The sequence below is a fragment of the Suilimivivens aceti genome (assembly GCF_025567405.1).
GTDB classification, from domain to species: domain Bacteria; phylum Bacillota; class Clostridia; order Lachnospirales; family Lachnospiraceae; genus Suilimivivens; species Suilimivivens aceti.
On sequence record NZ_JAOQKJ010000006.1, the window covers coordinates 206750 to 223451 of the forward strand.

The 16702-nt window shown below is 46.9% G+C and carries 15 protein-coding genes and 1 pseudogene; all 16 read left to right on the top strand.

Going from position 1 to position 16702, the window contains the following annotated elements; translation table 11 throughout:
* The first annotated feature begins 3 nt into the window (after positions 1-3).
* The 16 genes and pseudogenes from OCV77_RS08930 (at position 4) to OCV77_RS09005 (ending at position 16690) form a co-directional block, all read left to right on the top strand.
* Positions 4-1068, top strand: coding sequence for a pyridoxal phosphate-dependent aminotransferase (locus tag OCV77_RS08930; RefSeq protein WP_262574707.1), 1065 nt, complete (start codon positions 4-6; stop codon positions 1066-1068).
* A pseudogene (locus OCV77_RS08935) lies at positions 1065-2552 on the top strand (cobyric acid synthase); the annotation flags it as partial. The gene OCV77_RS08930 and the pseudogene OCV77_RS08935, both read left to right, overlap by 4 nt.
* On the top strand, positions 2529-3206 hold the full coding sequence (locus tag OCV77_RS16670) for a precorrin-8X methylmutase (protein ID WP_416910453.1): 678 nt from the start codon (positions 2529-2531) through the stop codon (positions 3204-3206). The pseudogene OCV77_RS08935 and the gene OCV77_RS16670, both read left to right, overlap by 24 nt.
* 6 nt (positions 3207-3212) lie before the next feature.
* Positions 3213-3851, top strand: coding sequence for a hypothetical protein (locus OCV77_RS08945; RefSeq protein ID WP_262574708.1), 639 nt, complete (start codon positions 3213-3215; stop codon positions 3849-3851).
* Entirely contained in the window at positions 3848-4366 is a 519-nt protein-coding gene (locus OCV77_RS08950) for a cob(I)yrinic acid a,c-diamide adenosyltransferase (protein ID WP_262574710.1), read from the top strand. Before OCV77_RS08945 ends, OCV77_RS08950 begins: the two co-directional genes overlap by 4 nt.
* 79 nt (positions 4367-4445) lie before the next feature.
* Positions 4446-5753: a diguanylate cyclase gene (locus OCV77_RS08955; protein WP_262574711.1), complete on the top strand. Its 1308-nt coding sequence runs from the start codon at positions 4446-4448 to the stop codon at positions 5751-5753.
* A gap of 84 nt (positions 5754-5837) precedes the next feature.
* A complete protein-coding gene (locus tag OCV77_RS08960) occupies positions 5838-6884 on the top strand; it encodes an ABC transporter substrate-binding protein (protein WP_118798225.1) in 1047 nt (348 codons plus the stop codon).
* Positions 6885-6973: 89 nt separating this feature from the next.
* Positions 6974-7903 carry an ABC transporter permease gene (locus OCV77_RS08965; RefSeq protein WP_262574712.1) on the top strand — a complete coding sequence of 310 codons (930 nt, stop codon included), beginning with the start codon at positions 6974-6976 and terminating at the stop codon, positions 7901-7903.
* Positions 7896-8690, top strand: coding sequence for an ABC transporter ATP-binding protein (locus tag OCV77_RS08970; protein WP_118798227.1), 795 nt, complete (start codon positions 7896-7898; stop codon positions 8688-8690). The genes OCV77_RS08965 and OCV77_RS08970 overlap by 8 nt, the downstream gene beginning before the upstream one ends.
* 144 nt (positions 8691-8834) lie before the next feature.
* A complete protein-coding gene (locus OCV77_RS08975) occupies positions 8835-10127 on the top strand; it encodes an HAD hydrolase family protein (protein WP_262574713.1) in 1293 nt (430 codons plus the stop codon).
* Positions 10124-10765, top strand: a complete 642-nt coding sequence (locus tag OCV77_RS08980; protein WP_118798229.1) for a TetR/AcrR family transcriptional regulator — start codon at positions 10124-10126, stop codon at positions 10763-10765. Before OCV77_RS08975 ends, OCV77_RS08980 begins: the two co-directional genes overlap by 4 nt.
* Positions 10766-10842: 77 nt before the next feature.
* On the top strand, positions 10843-11655 hold the full coding sequence (locus OCV77_RS08985) for a class I SAM-dependent methyltransferase (RefSeq protein WP_262574715.1): 813 nt from the start codon (positions 10843-10845) through the stop codon (positions 11653-11655).
* Positions 11656-11889: 234 nt separating this feature from the next.
* Complete coding sequence (locus tag OCV77_RS08990) at positions 11890-12396, top strand: SEC-C metal-binding domain-containing protein (protein ID WP_262574717.1); 507 nt, start codon at positions 11890-11892, stop codon at positions 12394-12396.
* A 403-nt stretch (positions 12397-12799) separates the two neighbouring features.
* Positions 12800-13051, top strand: a complete 252-nt coding sequence (locus OCV77_RS08995) for a hypothetical protein (protein ID WP_262574718.1) — start codon at positions 12800-12802, stop codon at positions 13049-13051.
* A 20-nt stretch (positions 13052-13071) separates the two neighbouring features.
* The gene (gene thrS / locus OCV77_RS09000; protein WP_118798232.1) at positions 13072-15036 is read left to right on the top strand and encodes a threonine--tRNA ligase; all 1965 of its coding nucleotides are present in this window, start codon (positions 13072-13074) and stop codon (positions 15034-15036) included.
* Positions 15037-15055: 19 nt separating this feature from the next.
* Entirely contained in the window at positions 15056-16690 is a 1635-nt protein-coding gene (locus OCV77_RS09005) for a glycosyltransferase family 39 protein (RefSeq protein WP_262574720.1), read from the top strand.
* Positions 16691-16702 lie beyond the last annotated feature (12 nt).

Consider the following 16702-nt stretch of genomic DNA (forward strand, 5'->3'; position numbering starts at 1 on the left):
GATATGAAGGATTATGTACATGGCGGTGACCGCTATGGCAGAGAAATAGAGCTGGATTACTCGATCAATATTAACCCCCTTGGCATGCCAGAGGAAAGCCGGCAGGCAGCCATAAAAGCAATCCTTCTTTCAGACTGTTACCCGGATCCATATTGCCGGGAGCTGATCCAGGGGATCAGGGACTTTGAAGGAACCACGGATCAGACGGAGGTCCTTACAGGAAACGGGGCAGCAGAACTGATCTATGCGCTGTGCAGGGCAGTTCCGGCAGGAAGGGCGCTTCTGACGGCGCCCTCCTTTCAGGAATATGAAAATGCCCTTGAGGCAGCAGATCATTCCTGTGAGCTTCTGTATCTGAAGGAAGAGAATGATTTTATCCTGCCCCTTCAGGAACTGCTTTTAAAGATTACGGAGGAGACAAGCCTTGTTTTTCTCTGCAATCCCGGTAATCCTACAGGCACTGTTACGGGAAAGGCTGAGCTTGTGAGACTGGCAGAGAGATGTGAAGAAACAAAAACCTTTCTTTGCGTGGATGAGTGCTTTCTTCCTTTTCTGCCCGGGGAACCGGCGCTTAGCATGAAGGGAGAAACAGTCCGTTTTCCTCATCTGGCCGTATTAAGAGCCTTTACCAAGGTGTATGGGATGCCGGGGCTGCGGCTTGGCTATCTTATGACGGGGAACAGAGAGCTGGCAGGACGGCTGAAGGAAAAGCTGCCGCCATGGAATGTATCGCTGCCGGCGCAGCTGGCGGGAGCTGCAGCACTGAAAGCAGAAGGATATCTGGAAAAGACAAGGGAGCTGATCCGGGGAGAAAAGGAAAAGCTGGTGTCTTTGCTGTTAGAAACCGTAGCTGACAGGGTATATCCTGGCAGTGCCAATTTTCTCCTTTTCCATGGAAGGGAAGGGCTTAAGGAAGCACTCCTTGACAGGAAGATCATGATCAGGGACTGCAGTAATTTTAAGGGACTTTCCAGGGGATATTACCGGATCTGTATAAGGACACAGGAAGAGAATGAGAGGCTGAAAGAGATATTGTATTCTCTTGCAGGAAAGGAAGCAGGGAAATGAAACGAAGAGCAAAAGCCATAATGATACAGGGAACCATGTCAAATGCGGGGAAAAGTCTGATCGCTGCAGGACTCTGCCGGATCCTGTGGCAGGACGGCTACGAAACTGCACCCTTTAAATCCCAGAATATGGCGCTCAATTCCTTTATTACCACTGAAGGACTGGAAATGGGAAGGGCACAGGCAGTACAGGCTCTGGCCTGTGGAAAGGAGCCGTCTGTCCTTATGAATCCCATTCTGCTCAAACCGGTGACGGATATGGGCAGCCAGGTTATCGTTATGGGTGAGGTACAGGGAAACCAGAAGGCAATGGAATACTTCCGGCATAAAAAAGAGTATCTTCCTGAGATCAGGAAGGCTTATGACAATCTGGCAGAGCAGAATGATGTGATCGTGATCGAGGGGGCAGGAAGCCCGGCAGAGATCAATTTAAAGCAGGATGACATTGTCAATATGGGTATGGCGGAGCTGGCAGATGCACCGGTACTGCTGGTAGGGGATATTGACAGAGGAGGTGTGTTTGCACAGCTGATCGGAACCGTGCAGCTTTTGGAAAAAGAGGAACAGGACAGGATCAAGGGACTTCTGATCAATAAGTTCAGGGGAGATGCTTCGCTGCTGACTCCCGGTCTTAAGCAGATTTATGATAAATGTGGAAAAGAAGTGCTTGGTGTGATCCCCTACATGGATGTTGATATCGAAGATGAGGATTCTCTGTCGGAAAAGCTCTGGCAGAGGGAAAAGGGCGAAAAGATCGATATTGCTGTAATCCATGTGGGAAAACTGTCCAATTTTACCGACTTCCAGGCATTTGCGGTGGAGGAGGATGCGACAGTACGTTATGTAGAGAAGAGAGAAGAGCTTGGAAACCCGGATGTCGTTATCCTGCCGGGCAGTAAGAATACGATCAGCGACCTGCTTGCTTTACGGGAAAATGGAATTGAGGCAGCTATCCTGCGTCTTTCAGAAAAGGGGACACTGATTTTCGGGATCTGTGGCGGGTATCAGATGCTTGGAAGGACGATCACGGACAGCAGTGGTACAGAGGGTGAAAAAAGAACATGCAGAGGAATGGGACTTCTGCCGGTGCATACTGCTTTTGCCAGGGAGAAGACAAGAACCAGGATGGAAGGAATATGCAGTATCCTTTCCGGAGAATTCTCTGATCTGTCACAGAAAAAAGTAAAAGGCTATGAGATCCATATGGGGGAGAGTGTCCGTGAGGAAGGGGCAGAGCCCTTTCTGATCCTTCAGGGAAAAGAGGATGGCTGTGTCTGCCGGAATGTGGCAGGTACCTATCTACATGGGATATTTGATGAAAAGGCATTCTGCAGTACCTTTGTCAGAATGCTGTGTGAGCGTAAGAAGCTCCCATATCGGGAGGGAAAGAAGGAGACCTATGAGCAGTACAGGGAGAGACAGCTCGATATACTGGCGGATACACTGAGGAGCTGTCTTGATATGCGGAGGATCTATGAGATCATCGGCCTGAAGCAGCCACTTAGGGAGGTGGTGCCGGCACAGATCGAAAAAGAGAGCTTTGCCATAATCGGAAGAGAACTGGAGCACAGGGGGATCTGCCTGCCTGCAGAGGAAGAAATGGTGACAAAGCGCGTGATCCACACAACAGCGGATTTCGACTATGTGAAAAACCTCTATTATTCTGAAGGCGCGGTGGAAAAGCTCAGAAAAGCCCTGAGAGAGGGAGCCTGTATTGTAACAGATACCCAGATGGCTAAGGCAGGGATCAATAAGAAGGCACTCGGGAAATATGGGGGCGGAGTATACTGCTTTATGAGTGATGAGGATGTGGCAAAGGAAGCGAAGGAGAGAGGCTGTACCAGAGCCTTTGTCAGTATGGAACGGGCAGCGGCACTTGGAAAACCGCTGATCTTTGCCATTGGAAATGCACCTACAGCGCTTGTCAGCCTGTATGAGCTGATGGCGAAGAAATGTGTGGAGCCTGCCGGGATCATTGGTGTGCCGGTTGGCTTTGTCAACGTTGTTGAAGCCAAAGAGCTGATACTTGAAAAGAAAGAGGAGGTGCCCTGCATCGTAGCCAGAGGACGAAAGGGAGGAAGCAATGTGGCAGCAGCCATCTGCAATGCTCTTCTTTACGGGATACAGGAGAAAGGATAGGAAACGATGGCAGTCATTTCACTTCATAAGATCGCACCCTTTGAACAGCTTCTTTCCCGTTGCCAGCAGGCTGATTTTATTGAGGAAGCTGCCAGGAAAAACGGGTATGGAAGAGAAGACCTGCCGGAGCTTTCCCGTATTGCCGGGGAGGTAGTACGGGAAAGTGGCCGGAAGGGGAGCTTTACAAGTAAACTGCTTCAGGAAGAAGCAGAAGGAAAAAGACCGGTGACGGTCAGTGTCCTTACCCTTGGAGAAGGGGTGGACCGTCTGCAGGACAGATACCGGGAAAGGGAAAATATGACAGCAGCTTACATGGCAGAGGTGATCAGTAATGAGATCCTGATGAAAAGCTATGAAGCATATGACAGAATGCTTGCAGAAACCACGGATTACCGGGTAAAGGAGTTTCATTTTCCCGGAAGCGAAGAAGCATATCCACTGTCGGACATCGGGAAGATCCTGGATATGCTTGGTGCTCCGGTGCAGTGCCTGAAAAGCTTCTGTATGGTTCCCAGAAAAAGTGTAGTATTCTATGCGGAGCTCACAAGGGAAAAAGGGAATGCCTGCCGGAGTGTCTGCCAGACCTGTGAAAAAAGAAGCTGTCCGTACAGAAGGGAAGAAAACAGGAAGGAGGAACAGATATGATCCAGTTATACTGCGGGGATGGAAAGGGAAAGACCACAGCGGCACTCGGTCAGCTCATCAGGATGAATGGATGGGGAGAAAAGACTGTATTCTGCCAGTTCATGAAGGGAAATGATACCGGTGAGCTGCACAGCCTTGAGAATATAAAGGGGGTGCGTATCCTGCGCAGCGAAAAGGATTTCGGATTCTATAAGTCCATGACAGAAAAAGAGAGGCTGGAGCTGACAGGGATCCACAACAGGCTGCTTGAGGAGCTGCTTATGCTCCAGGAGAAAGAAGAAGCAGGACTGATCGTGCTTGATGAGATCACCTATCCCGTGGAATATGGGCTGATCGACATAAACAGGCTGAAGCTTTTGCTGAAGAGAGCCGGAGAGAAGAAATGTGAGCTTGTCCTGACAGGAAGGGATCCGGCAGATTTCCTTATGGAGAGTGCGGATTATATTACCAGACTGGAAAAGATCAGGCATCCCTTTGATAAAGGGGTAATGGCAAGAAAGGGAATCGAATATTAACATTGCAGAATCCTGCCTGAATGGTTTATAATAGATAAAAGTATGTGGAAAAGAAGAAATACATATCGGGGGAAGATATATGGAAAGAGAAAATGAACCGGATAATCTTGATATAAATGATTATCACAGGCTGCGTTATCTTGGGGATAATGTCAATGAGATCCTTCAGAGCGTTCTTGAAAATATCCGTGCGGGGATCGGACTGTTTGAGGTTGGGGAATCCATCCGTGCCCTGTATCTGAATGATGCCTATTTTCAGTGCATTGGTTATAGCAGGGAAGACTATGATAAAGAGATACAGGATGTGTTATCTACTCTTTTACCTGAGGATGCAGCAGGCTTTCTTGCCTGTATCTCTGAGAATGCACCGAAGGGCAGATCGATCTATTATATCATAAGAGGCTATCGCAAGAATGGAGAGATCGGCTGGTTTGAGGTCAAGGGAGAGCCTCTTGAAAACCACATCGGGAAGAATCCTATTTATCTGACCGTAATTTCGGATATTACGGTAGAAAAGGAGAGCGAAGCCCAGGTCAGGGAGCTGAAGCAGATCAATGATGAACTGACACTGCAGCAGGAGAGGTACAAGATCCTGGAGGCAACAGCCATGGGGCTTCTGTTTGAATATTATCCGGAGAAGGATACCATGGTATTTTCCTATAATCTTCCGGGAAACAAGAAGCGCAGGGAAGTCAGGAATTACAGTGAATATATGAAAAATTCACCGTTTGTGCACAGCAGCCACCAGAAAATGTTCTGCGAGGCGCTTCAGGAAGCATGCAAGGGGGAAGTAGATAAAAACCTGGAATATCTTTCGTCCATATCCGGAGGCGGATACCGGTGGCACCGGACACACTATAAGAGTATCCTTGATAACGAAGGAAAAGTGATCAGTGTGATAGGCAGGATCCAGGATATCCATGAAGAATATATGGAGAAGGAAAAGCTGAATTACCGGGCGGAGACAGATGGACTTACGGGACTGTACCGGAAGGAAGCAGCCTTTGAAAAGATGCGTGAATATATGGTGGAAGCCCCAAGGGAGATCTATTATTTCAGCCTGGTGGATCTTGATCACTTCAAGCAGATCAATGACCTGCACGGGCATCAGTATGGTGACAGGATCCTGCGGCAGACATCGCAGGCACTGTCGGCAGGATTTGGGGAAAGTGCAGTGATCGGACGGTTTGGAGGTGATGAATTCATCATCCTGACCAGAGGACTTTCAGAGGAGGAGGTAAGGCAGATCCTTCTGAAGGTCAGGGAACAGTGCAGCTTCTGCTTTGGAACTGTGAAGACTGGAGCTGAGGATCCGCTGATGGAGGTATTTGAAGAGGCAGACAGACGTATGTACCATCAGAAAGCACTGCGTAAGGAAGAAAACTGAGAAATCTATTTGACTTTAACGAGTTGAAGCGGTATACTATACCACGTGGCGGATGAAAGCCGCCAGAAACAGGAGGAGAAAATTATGAAAAAATTCTTAGCACTTCTTTTAACCGGTGCTATGGTTGCTCTGACTGCATGTGGATCTGCAGATACCACTTCTTCAGAGACAACTGATGCAGCAGAAACAACCGAGGCAGCTGATGAAACAGAAACAGCTGAGACTGCAGAAGCAGATACTGCTGCAGCAGATGGCAAGACCTTTACTGTAGGTATCTGCCAGCTCGTTCAGCACGAAGCACTGGATGCAGCAACACAGGGCTTTAAGGATGCCCTGACAGAAGAGTTCGGTGACAGTGTTACCTTTGATGAGCAGAATGCCCAGGGTGATTCCAATACCTGTGCTACGATCATCAACAGCTTTGTCAGCAACAATGTAGACCTGATCCTTGCCAATGCAACACCTGCCCTTCAGGCAGCTGCAACCGGTACAACAGAGATCCCGATTCTTGGAACATCTGTTACCGAGTATGGCGTGGCACTGGATATCAGTGATTTTAGTGGTACAGTGGGCGGTAATATTTCAGGTACTTCTGATCTGGCACCTCTTGACGGACAGGCAGATATGATCAAGGAGCTTTTCCCTGATGCCAAGACTGTCGGTCTGTTATACTGCTCCGCAGAAGCAAACTCACAGTATCAGGTAGATACCATTAAGGGATATCTGGAAGAGATGGGATATACATGCAACTACTATTCATTCTCAGACTCCAATGACCTTGCTTCCGTAGCAACAACAGCATCCGGCGAAGTAGATGTACTGTATGTGCCTACTGACAATACCGTAGCTTCCAATACAGAGATCATCAACAACATCTTTCAGCCCGCAGGCATTCCTGTAGTGACAGGAGAAGAAGGTATCTGTGCAGGATGCGGTGTGGCAACTCTTTCCATCAGCTATTATGATCTTGGTGTTGCAACCGGCAAGATGGCAGTGAGAGTCCTGAACGGAGAAGATATTTCTACCATGCCGGTAGAGTACGCTCCCAACTTCGTAAAGAAGTACAATAAGACGATCTGTGATGCGCTGAATATTACAGTGCCTGATGATTATGAGGCAATTGAGGAATAATCACAGACAGAAAAAGAGTAAGAAACGGGCAGCAGGAACTTCCCTGCTGCCTTTCTTAAAAGAAAAATGATGTAACGGGGAGGATATCAATGAATTTCTTAAATCTGCTCAATGCATTGCCGGGAGCTGTAGCCCAGGGACTGATCTGGGGAATCGCAGCAATCGGTATTTATATTACCTTCAGGATCCTGGATATTGCGGATCTGACTGTAGATGGTTCTATTGGAACCGGTGGTGCAGTCTGCATTATGATGATGCTTTCCGGCCACAATGTATATGTGTCCATGCTGGTAGCAACACTGGCGGGCATGGCGGCAGGACTGGTGACAGGACTGTTTCACACTTTTATGGGAATACCTGCGATACTGGCCGGTATTTTAACACAGTTTGGACTGTATTCTATTAATCTGAAAATAATGGGAAAGGCCAATCAGGCGATCGGTGCTGATAAATATGATCTTCTCGTAGCTCTCCGCTATGTAAAGAATGTCCCTTTCTATAAAAATACAATTTTTGTTGTTACTGTTGTTGTGATTATTCTGATTGCCATTCTGTACTGGTTCTTTGGAACAGAAATGGGATGTGCGCTCCGTGCCACAGGCTGTAACAGCAATATGTCAAGAGCACAGGGTATTAATACCAATTTCTCCAAGGTACTTGGACTTATGATCTCCAACGGTCTTGTGGGACTATCAGGGGCATTGCTCTGTCAGTATCAGGGCTTTGCGGATATCAATATGGGACGTGGTGCTATCGTTATCGGACTGGCAGCTGTTATCATTGGGGAAGCAATCTTTGGTAAGATCTTCAAGAACTTCGGACTGAAGCTTCTTGCTGCTGTGCTTGGTTCCATCCTGTATTATTTCGTGGTACAGACTGTGATCTGGCTCGGTATCGATACAGACCTTCTGAAGCTTCTGTCAGCAGTGGTTGTTGGTATTTTCCTGGCAGTACCCTACTGGAAGGCAAAATATTTCACGAAGCCCTCTGCAAAGAAGGGAGGAAAGGCACATGCTTGAAATTAAGAATGTAACCAAGATCTTCAATAAAGGAACTGTAAATGAAAAGGTGGCGCTGGATGATTTTTCCCTGACACTTGAGGATGGTGACTTTGTTACTGTTATTGGTGGCAATGGCTCCGGTAAGTCAACCATGATGAATGCTATTGCCGGTGTGTGGCCGGTCGATGAGGGCAGGATCGTGATCGATGGTATTGATGTTACAAAGCTTCCGGAGCATAAGAGGGCGAAGTACCTGGGAAGGGTATTCCAGGATCCTATGACCGGTACAGCAGCCACCATGGGCATCGAAGAAAATCTGGCGTTAGCAAAGCGCCGCGGAAAGAGCCGTTCCCTGAAAACGGGAATCACCAAGAAGGAACGGGAAGAATATAAGGAGTTGTTAAAGAGCCTTGATCTTTCTTTGGAAGAGCGTATGACCTCCAAGGTAGGACTGCTTTCCGGTGGACAGCGTCAGGCACTGACACTTCTGATGGCCACACTTCAGAAGCCTAAGGTACTGCTCCTTGACGAGCATACAGCAGCACTGGATCCCAAGACAGCAGCCAAGGTACTGGAGACCACAGAAAAGATCGTGAACAGAGACAAGTTGACTACTCTGATGATCACTCACAATATGAAGGATGCCATTGTGCATGGCAACCGACTGATCATGCTGAAGGATGGACATGTCATCCTGGATATCAGAGGAGAAGAAAAGAAGAAGCTTACCGTAGAAGACCTGCTTCATAAGTTTGAGGCAGCAAGCGGAGATGAATTCCTGAGTGATCAGGCAATTCTCGGTTAAGAAAAAGAACGAAGGCGTTCAGACCATGAGGTCTGGACGCCTTTTTACGTCACAGGAAATTACAGTGACCCACCGCAGGCGGAGAATCCAGCAAGCAGGATTCTTTCACGTTGCAGGAATGTGTAGCAGGAAAGGCAGAACAGGATGAAAAAAAGATTACAGTTTCCTCATATTGGTATGCGTATTGTAAAATCGGCGACAGCGATCGCCGTCTGTTATCTGATCTCCTTTCTTCGGGGAAGCAGCGGCATTGTATTTTATTCCCATCTGGCGGCGCTGTGGTGTATCCAGATCTATGTGGCAAACAGCCGAAAGAATGCACTGCAGAGACTGACAGGTACCACGATCGGAGCAATCTATGGACTGATTGTGCTCCTGATCATGGAGAAGATCCCATTTACCGGAAAAGCATTGGAGGTATTCAATGCCGTACTGATCTCTGCCATGATCGTACCGGTGCTCTACACTACCATTGTGATCAAAAAGAAACAGGCCTCCTATTTTTCCTGTGTGGTATTTTTAAGCATCGTGGTCAACCATATGACAGATGCCAATCCCTATCTTTTTGTATGGAATCGTTTTCTGGATACGGTGATCGGAATCGGTGTGGGAATAGGGGTGAACTGTATTTCCCTTCCACGGAAAAAACAGAAGGATATCCTGTTCATATCAGGACTGGATGATACGCTGCTTTCCAGAGATGACAATTTAAGCGACTACAGCCGTGTGGAACTGAACCGGATGCTGGATGAAGGAGCGAACTTTACCCTGTCTACCATGAGAACACCGGCATCTCTGATGAAGCCCATGCAGGACATCAGGCTGAAACTTCCGGTGATCGCCATGGACGGGGCAGTGCTGTATGATATCAATGAGAATGCTTATCTGAAGGTGTATGTGATATCCCACTCCATGAGCATGGAGGTGCTGAGTCTGGTCAAAAAGCATGGTCTGTCCTGTTTTGCCAATGTGGTGGTGGATGACATGCTTATGATCTTTTATGAAGAAACGGGAGAGCCGGTGCACGAAGCCCTCGTCCGGGAGATGAGAAAATCGTCTTACCGCAATTATGTGAAAAGCGAATCCATGAAGCAGGAAAATGTAGTTTATTTTATGATGCTTTATGAAAAGAAGATCATAGAAGAATTTTATGAGGTGCTGAAAAACAAAGGGCTGACAGAAAAACTGAAGATCCTGAAATATGACTCCGTAGATTATCCGGGTTATTCCTATATTAAGATTTATAATAAAAATGCAACCAGGGAGCATATGACGGAATACCTGAAAGCTATGCTGGATCTGAAAAAGACAGTAACCTTTGGCAGCATTGAGGGAAAATATGATATTGTGATCAGGTCGGGAGACAGCAACCGGGTTGTCCGGGAACTGAAGAAAAGATATGAAGTAGTGAAGTGGAGAAGAACCCGGAGGGATTGACAAAACAGTTAGTCTATGCTAACATAACAAATGTTATGAACCAGAATGACAGAGAAAATTCAAAAGAACTGATCATCAGGGCGGGAAAACAGGAGTTCCTGAAATATGGGTACAAAGGTGCAAGCCTTCGGAATATCTGCAAACAAGCAGGTGTGACAACAGGTGCGTTTTATTTTCAGTTTGAAAATAAGGAACAGCTCCTGGATGAGATCTTAAGGCCGGTGATCACCTATTTCAGTGCCATGGTACAGAAGAGCACCATGGAAGAATTTGAAGGAGAATCATCCAGTGCAGACGGAGATGAGCAGATGCTGGAGATGCTCTGGAATTACAAGGAAGAATGTCAGATCCTTCTGGAAGGAACAGCGGGAACCGCTTATGAAAAGGTTTTTGAAGAGCTTCAGGAAGGGCTGAGGCAGGGATTTCTCCTGTTCTTCGGAAAATATGGAATATCAGATGTGGATGAGAAGCTTCTGGATGTGATCGTCAGAATGCGGGTAGAGAGTTATCTCACTATCATCCGAAAAGAATATACACTGGAGGAAACAAAGAAGTTGGCAAGACAGATTGGCATCTACTGTGATGCCGGGTTTGAGGCACTCGTCAGACAACTGAAAACAGAACATAGTGGTAATTGAAGTCCGGGGCAGACGCCTCGGACTTTTTTACATAACAGATTATAACAAATGTTATGCTGAAAAGCAGGAAGGAGATTATGATGAAGGGAAAAAAGATCATGTTATCTAAGGAAGGAAATTATGGAAACTGGGTACCGGCAAATATGATGAAGCTTATGTGGGCCGGGGATATTGTGCTGGCTGTGTTGACGATCGTTTTTGCAGCAGTTTTAAAGGTGGCTGTACCGGCCTGGATTACAGGAGTGCTGCTTGTAATCCTTCTGGCGTATACGCTTTATATGTGGCGATGCCGTGAGGCCTTTGATTTTAACAAAGGCGATATAATGGGAGATGTACATCAGTATCTGGTAAATCATCTGCCCTGGGACGGAAAGGGAAAACTGCTGGATATCGGATGCGGAGCAGGAGCCCTTACCATGCGCTGCGCCCTTACCTATCCTGAGGCAGAACTGACAGGAATGGATTACTGGGGAAAAGAGTGGAGCTATGCAAAGGAGCAGTGTGAAAAGAATGCAAAGGTGGAAAAGGTTTCTGACAGAGTAAGCTTCCAGAAGGGAGATGCGGCAAGCCTTGATTTTGCAGATGAAACTTTTGATGCCATTGTCAGCAACTTTGTATTCCATGAGGTAAGGACGGCAAAGGATAAAAGAGATGTGGTAAGAGAGGCATTCCGTGTCCTGAAAAAAGGCGGTGCATTTGCTCTGCAGGATATGTTTGCACAGAAGGCGCTGTACGGTGATATGGAGCAGTTTGTGGAAGAACTGAAAAAGGCAGGCTTTCAGGAGGTGCATTATATCGGCAATATTGAGAAGCAGGATGGCCTTGTGCCCGGATATATCCAGACACCATGGATGATCAGCGGGGCAGGCCTGATCTACGGAATCAAATAAAAATCCCCGGAACTGCGCCTTTGCAGTCCCGGGGATTTTAGGGGAGGATAAGTATTTCATTTATCCTTTGTAAGCGGGTTACCTTGCAATCGTCAAAGGAGGGGGTTCCTGTGACTGATTGTAATCATAGTATGAACCGTAAAAATAAGGTTTATACGTGAAAATGAAAAAAATTTTTACTTTTCTGATAAACTGTTATATAATAGGCATACATGAACAAGGAGGACGAGTTTTATGGCATTACTGCAAAAGTGGCGTGATATGGCCTATTCAGAAACAGCAAATAAAGGAGACTTACAGAGACTCTGGGGTGCTTACTTCCAGAAGGAGAAAGAAATCTATGCTATCCTTCTGAAGAATCCCGATGAAGAAGTAAAGGGTACTGTAAAGGAACTGGCAGATAAATACAGTGTTGACCTGATGACAATGGTAGGTTTCCTGGACGGAATCAATGACAGCTTAAAGGCTGCTAATCCCATCGAAGAAATGGAAGAGGACACTGAGGTAAGCCTTGGATTTGACAAGGAGCTTCTTTACAAGAACATGGTAGCAGCAGGTGCTGACTGGCTGTACGAGCTTCCTGAATGGGAAGAGATCTTTGATGAGGACAAGCGTAAGGCTCTTTACAAGGAGCAGAAGTCTTCTACCACGATCGTAAAGCCGGAGAAGATCTATCCCAACGATCCCTGCCCCTGCGGAAGTGGTAAGAAGTATAAGAAATGCTGCGGTCGGAATAAATAAATTTTCCATTAAATAATTTTTTTCAGGTTTGGTCTTTACAGATCTGAAAAAGTGTCATATGATAATGGCAGATTAAAGATAACACGTTGATGAGAAGAGTACGATGTGGAATGTATCAGAGAAGAACATCAGATAGTGATATCTGTGCTGAGAATGTTCCTGCAGGAAGCATCCGAAAACTACCTCGGAGTGACCCCAATCAGGTCCGTATTCCTACGTTACAGGATTTGAGAGGCTTCTGTAAGACGTCACAGGCGCAGGAAGCAAGCAGGGTGGAACCGCGTTTCTTACGTCCCATGCATTACGACAGTAGTGCATGGGATTTTTTAATACGCACCACAGAAAAACAAGCGGCTTCACGGTGACGCAGGGAAAGCAATATTTTTGAACCAGGAGGAAAACTATGAAAGAGAAAATCGAAAAACTGAAAACGTTTCTGGCAGGTACCACTACCATTTCCAACAGAGAGTTTGTGCTTGCCATGGCAGTTGGTATTCTGGGAGGTATTGTCTTTGGACTTCTGACTTCTCCCAGAAAAAATACGACCATCGGAAGCAACAATGGCAATAACAGTCCCTGCGGTAACGGTCTGAAAGCCGGGAAAAAGGCCGGTGACTGGGACGAGATCGAGAAAGCAGAAGAGAACAGAGAATAAAATAAGAGGAGATAAGAGAAATGAAAATTACATTAAAAGACGGTTCTGTAAAAGAATATGACAGTGCCAAAAGCGTATATGAGATCGCAGCAGATTTAAGTGAAGGACTTGCCAGGGCAGCCTGTGCAGGAGAGCTTGACGGAGAGGTCGTAGACCTTCGTACTGTAGTAGATAAGGACTGTAGCCTGAACATCCTGACAGCTTCTGATCCAGAGGGTCTGCGTGTGATCCGCCACACCTGTTCCCACGTTATGGCAGAGGCAGTAAAGAGACTGTTCCCACAGTCAAAGCTTGCGATCGGACCTGCCATTGATACAGGATATTATTATGATTTTGAGCATGAGCCTTTTTCAAGAGACGATCTTGACAAGATCGAAGCGGAGATGAAGAAGATCATCAAGGAAGGTCATGAGCTGAAGAGATTTACCCTTCCGAGAAATGAAGCGATCCAGTTTATGAAGGACAGAGAAGAGCCTTACAAGGTAGAGCTGATCGAGGAGCTTCCGGAGGATGCAGAGATTTCCTTCTATGATCAGGGAGAATTCGTTGACCTGTGCGCAGGCCCCCACCTGATGAACACAAAGGGGATCAAGGCCTTCAAGCTGACCTCTTCTTCCATGGCATACTGGAGAGGAGATGCAGAGAAAGCAAGACTGCAGAGAATCTATGGTACGGCATTTAACAAGAAGGAAGAGCTTGCTGCCTACCTTGAGCAGCTTGAGGATGCCAAGAGACGTGACCACAATAAGCTTGGCCGGGAGATGGAGCTGTTTACTACAGTAGATGTGATCGGACAGGGACTTCCTCTTTTCCCTCCGAAGGGAACCAAGATGATCATGAAGCTTCAGAGATGGATTGAAGACCTTGAGGATAAGGAATGGGGCTATGTCAGAACCAGAACTCCTCTAATGGCCAAGAGTGATCTTTACAAGATTTCCGGACACTGGGATCATTACAAGGATGGCATGTTTGTCCTTGGGGATGAAGAAACAGACAAGGAAGTATTTGCGCTTCGTCCCATGACCTGCCCGTTCCAGTATTATGTATATAAGAATACCCAGAAATCCTACAGGGATCTGCCTTACCGTATGAGTGAGACCTCCACGCTGTTCCGTTCTGAGGATTCCGGTGAAATGCATGGACTTACCAGAGTACGTCAGTTTACTATCACAGAGGCACACAATGTGATCCGTCCTGACCAGACAGAGGAAGAGTTATCCAACTGCTTTAATCTGGCATATTACGTTCTGTCAGTGCTTGGCCTTGAAAAGGATGTAACCTTCCGCCTTTCCAAATGGGATCCGGCCAATAAGAAGAAATATCTGGGAGATGAGCATTACTGGGAGTCCACACAGGAGGTACTGCGTAAGCTGCTGGAGGAGAAGCAGGTGCCCTTTGTAGAGGCTGATGGTGAAGCTGCATTCTACGGACCGAAGATCGATATCCAGGCAAAGAATGTATATGGCAAGGAAGATACCATGATCACGATCCAGCTTGACTGTGCGATCGCAGAGAACTTCGATATGTACTATGTGGATCAGAATGGTGAAAAGAAGCGTCCTTATATCATTCACAGAACTTCCATGGGATGCTACGAGAGAACACTGGCATGGCTGATCGAGAAATATGCCGGTAAGTTCCCGACATGGCTTTGCCCGGAGCAGGTCCGTGTCCTTCCTATTTCTGAGAAGTATGCTGATTATGCAGAACAGGTTCGTAAAGCACTGGCAAAGGCTGATGTGGATGTTACAGTAGATAACCGCTCCGAAAAGATCGGTTTTAAGATCCGTGAGGCAAGAATGGACAGACTGCCTTATATGCTTGTTGTCGGACAGCAGGAAGAGGCGGACGGGACAGTATCTGTCAGAAGCCGCTTTGCCGGAGATGAGGGTGTGAAGCCTCTGGATGAGTTTATTGCCCAGATCACAGAGGAGATCAGGACCAAGGCGATCCGCAAGGAAGAAGTAGAAGAAGAAAAGAAGTAATTTTTAAGGAGCTGTTTATATGAAAGAAAAGCAAAGCAAAAAGAAACTTGCGGGAATCCTGTTTTTTCTGCTTGGCGCAGGTATGCTGGTAAGCTCTGCTTTTCTTTGTGTGGGCAGCGATATCTGGTATGATGAAGTGTTTTCTCTGGGGCTTGTCAGAAAGCCGGTATGGGAGCTGATCTCCATAACTGCAAGGGATGTACATCCGCCACTGTATTATCTGATCCTGAAGCTGTTTCTTACAGCTGTACCGGAAAGTACAGTAGCCATGCAGGTGACAGCTGCCAAGCTGGTTTCCTGGCTGCCCTTTCTTTGTATGCTGCTGCTGGCAGTATTTCCTATAAAAAAGTATTTTGGTACGCTGAGCGCTGGACTGTTCTTTTTCCTGACCATGTCCATGCCGGGGCTTTCAGAATACACGGTTGAGATCAGGATGTACAGCTATGCGGCGCTGTTCGTTGTGATGACTATGACAGAAGCCTTTGGCGTTCTGACAGAAGGCAGGCGGAGGAACTGGATCCTTCTGACAGGAGCTGCTCTGTGTGCCTGCTATACCCATTATTTTGCCTGTGTGGCAGCCTGTATGGTCTATCTGTATGTCCTGGTCATGCTGCTTCTGAAAAAGCAGAAAAATGAACTGCGGAGCTTTTTTTTCAGTGCAGCAGTCTGCGTTGTCTGTTATCTGCCATGGCTCCTTGCGGCAGTCACAAGACAGGTCAGCCAGGTGAAGGAAAGCTACTGGATCCAGCCGGTCTCCCTGCGGACACTTGGGGGATGCGTGAAATTTCTGCTTGCACCGGATTTTTCATCTGGAAAAGTCAGTGCAGTGATGGCAGTAGTGCTGTTCCTTCTTTTTGCAGGAGAAGTCCTTGGGGATATTTTTCTGCTGTTTTCGAAGAGAAGAAATGGAGGAATGGCAGTCTCCTTTTCACTTGGATGTCTGATGCCTGTTGTCGGGATCATAATCTTTGGATTTCTGGCATCTGTCCTTATAAAGCCTGTTTTTGTATACCGGTATATGGTTCCGGCCATGCCGTGTATGTGGCTGTCTCTGGCAGTATTTCTGGGAAACAGAAGCTGTGGAGTAGAAGACTTCCTGACGGGATGGGAGAGCAAAGAAAACAGGACGGGACAGAAGGAGAAGAGGAAAAAGGCAGAGTCAGCGGTCATAGCGGCAGTCCTGCTGCTTTTTGTGATAATAGGAGGCTGTGATTTCCGGGCATTCTACGGAAATGAAATGTGGAAGCAGAAGCAGATGAAAGAGGCACAGGAGGTTCTCACGAAACTGTCAGAAGAGGATGCTGTCACGATATTTAATTTTGGACAGCTTCAGGCTGTGATGGCATATTATGAAGGATCGGATTCCTATTTGTGGTATGAGAGGGCAGAAGAGCTGGTAAAGGAACTGTTTCCGGAGGTACATGACCTTGCGGAAGGAGAATTTACTGATGAAGCCGGGATCAGCCAGCTGAAGGAGCTTCTAAAAGAAGGCAGGAGGGTATATTTCCTTGGAAGTGGAAAGGCAAGAGAGGAAATTGTGGCAAAATGGCAGGAAGCAGGAATTTCTGTCAGGGAAGATAGCAGTGCCATGATCGAACGCTACTGGTTTAATCTTTACGCATTAACGATTGACGAAGAGGCAAAACCACGATAAAATAGTACTTAA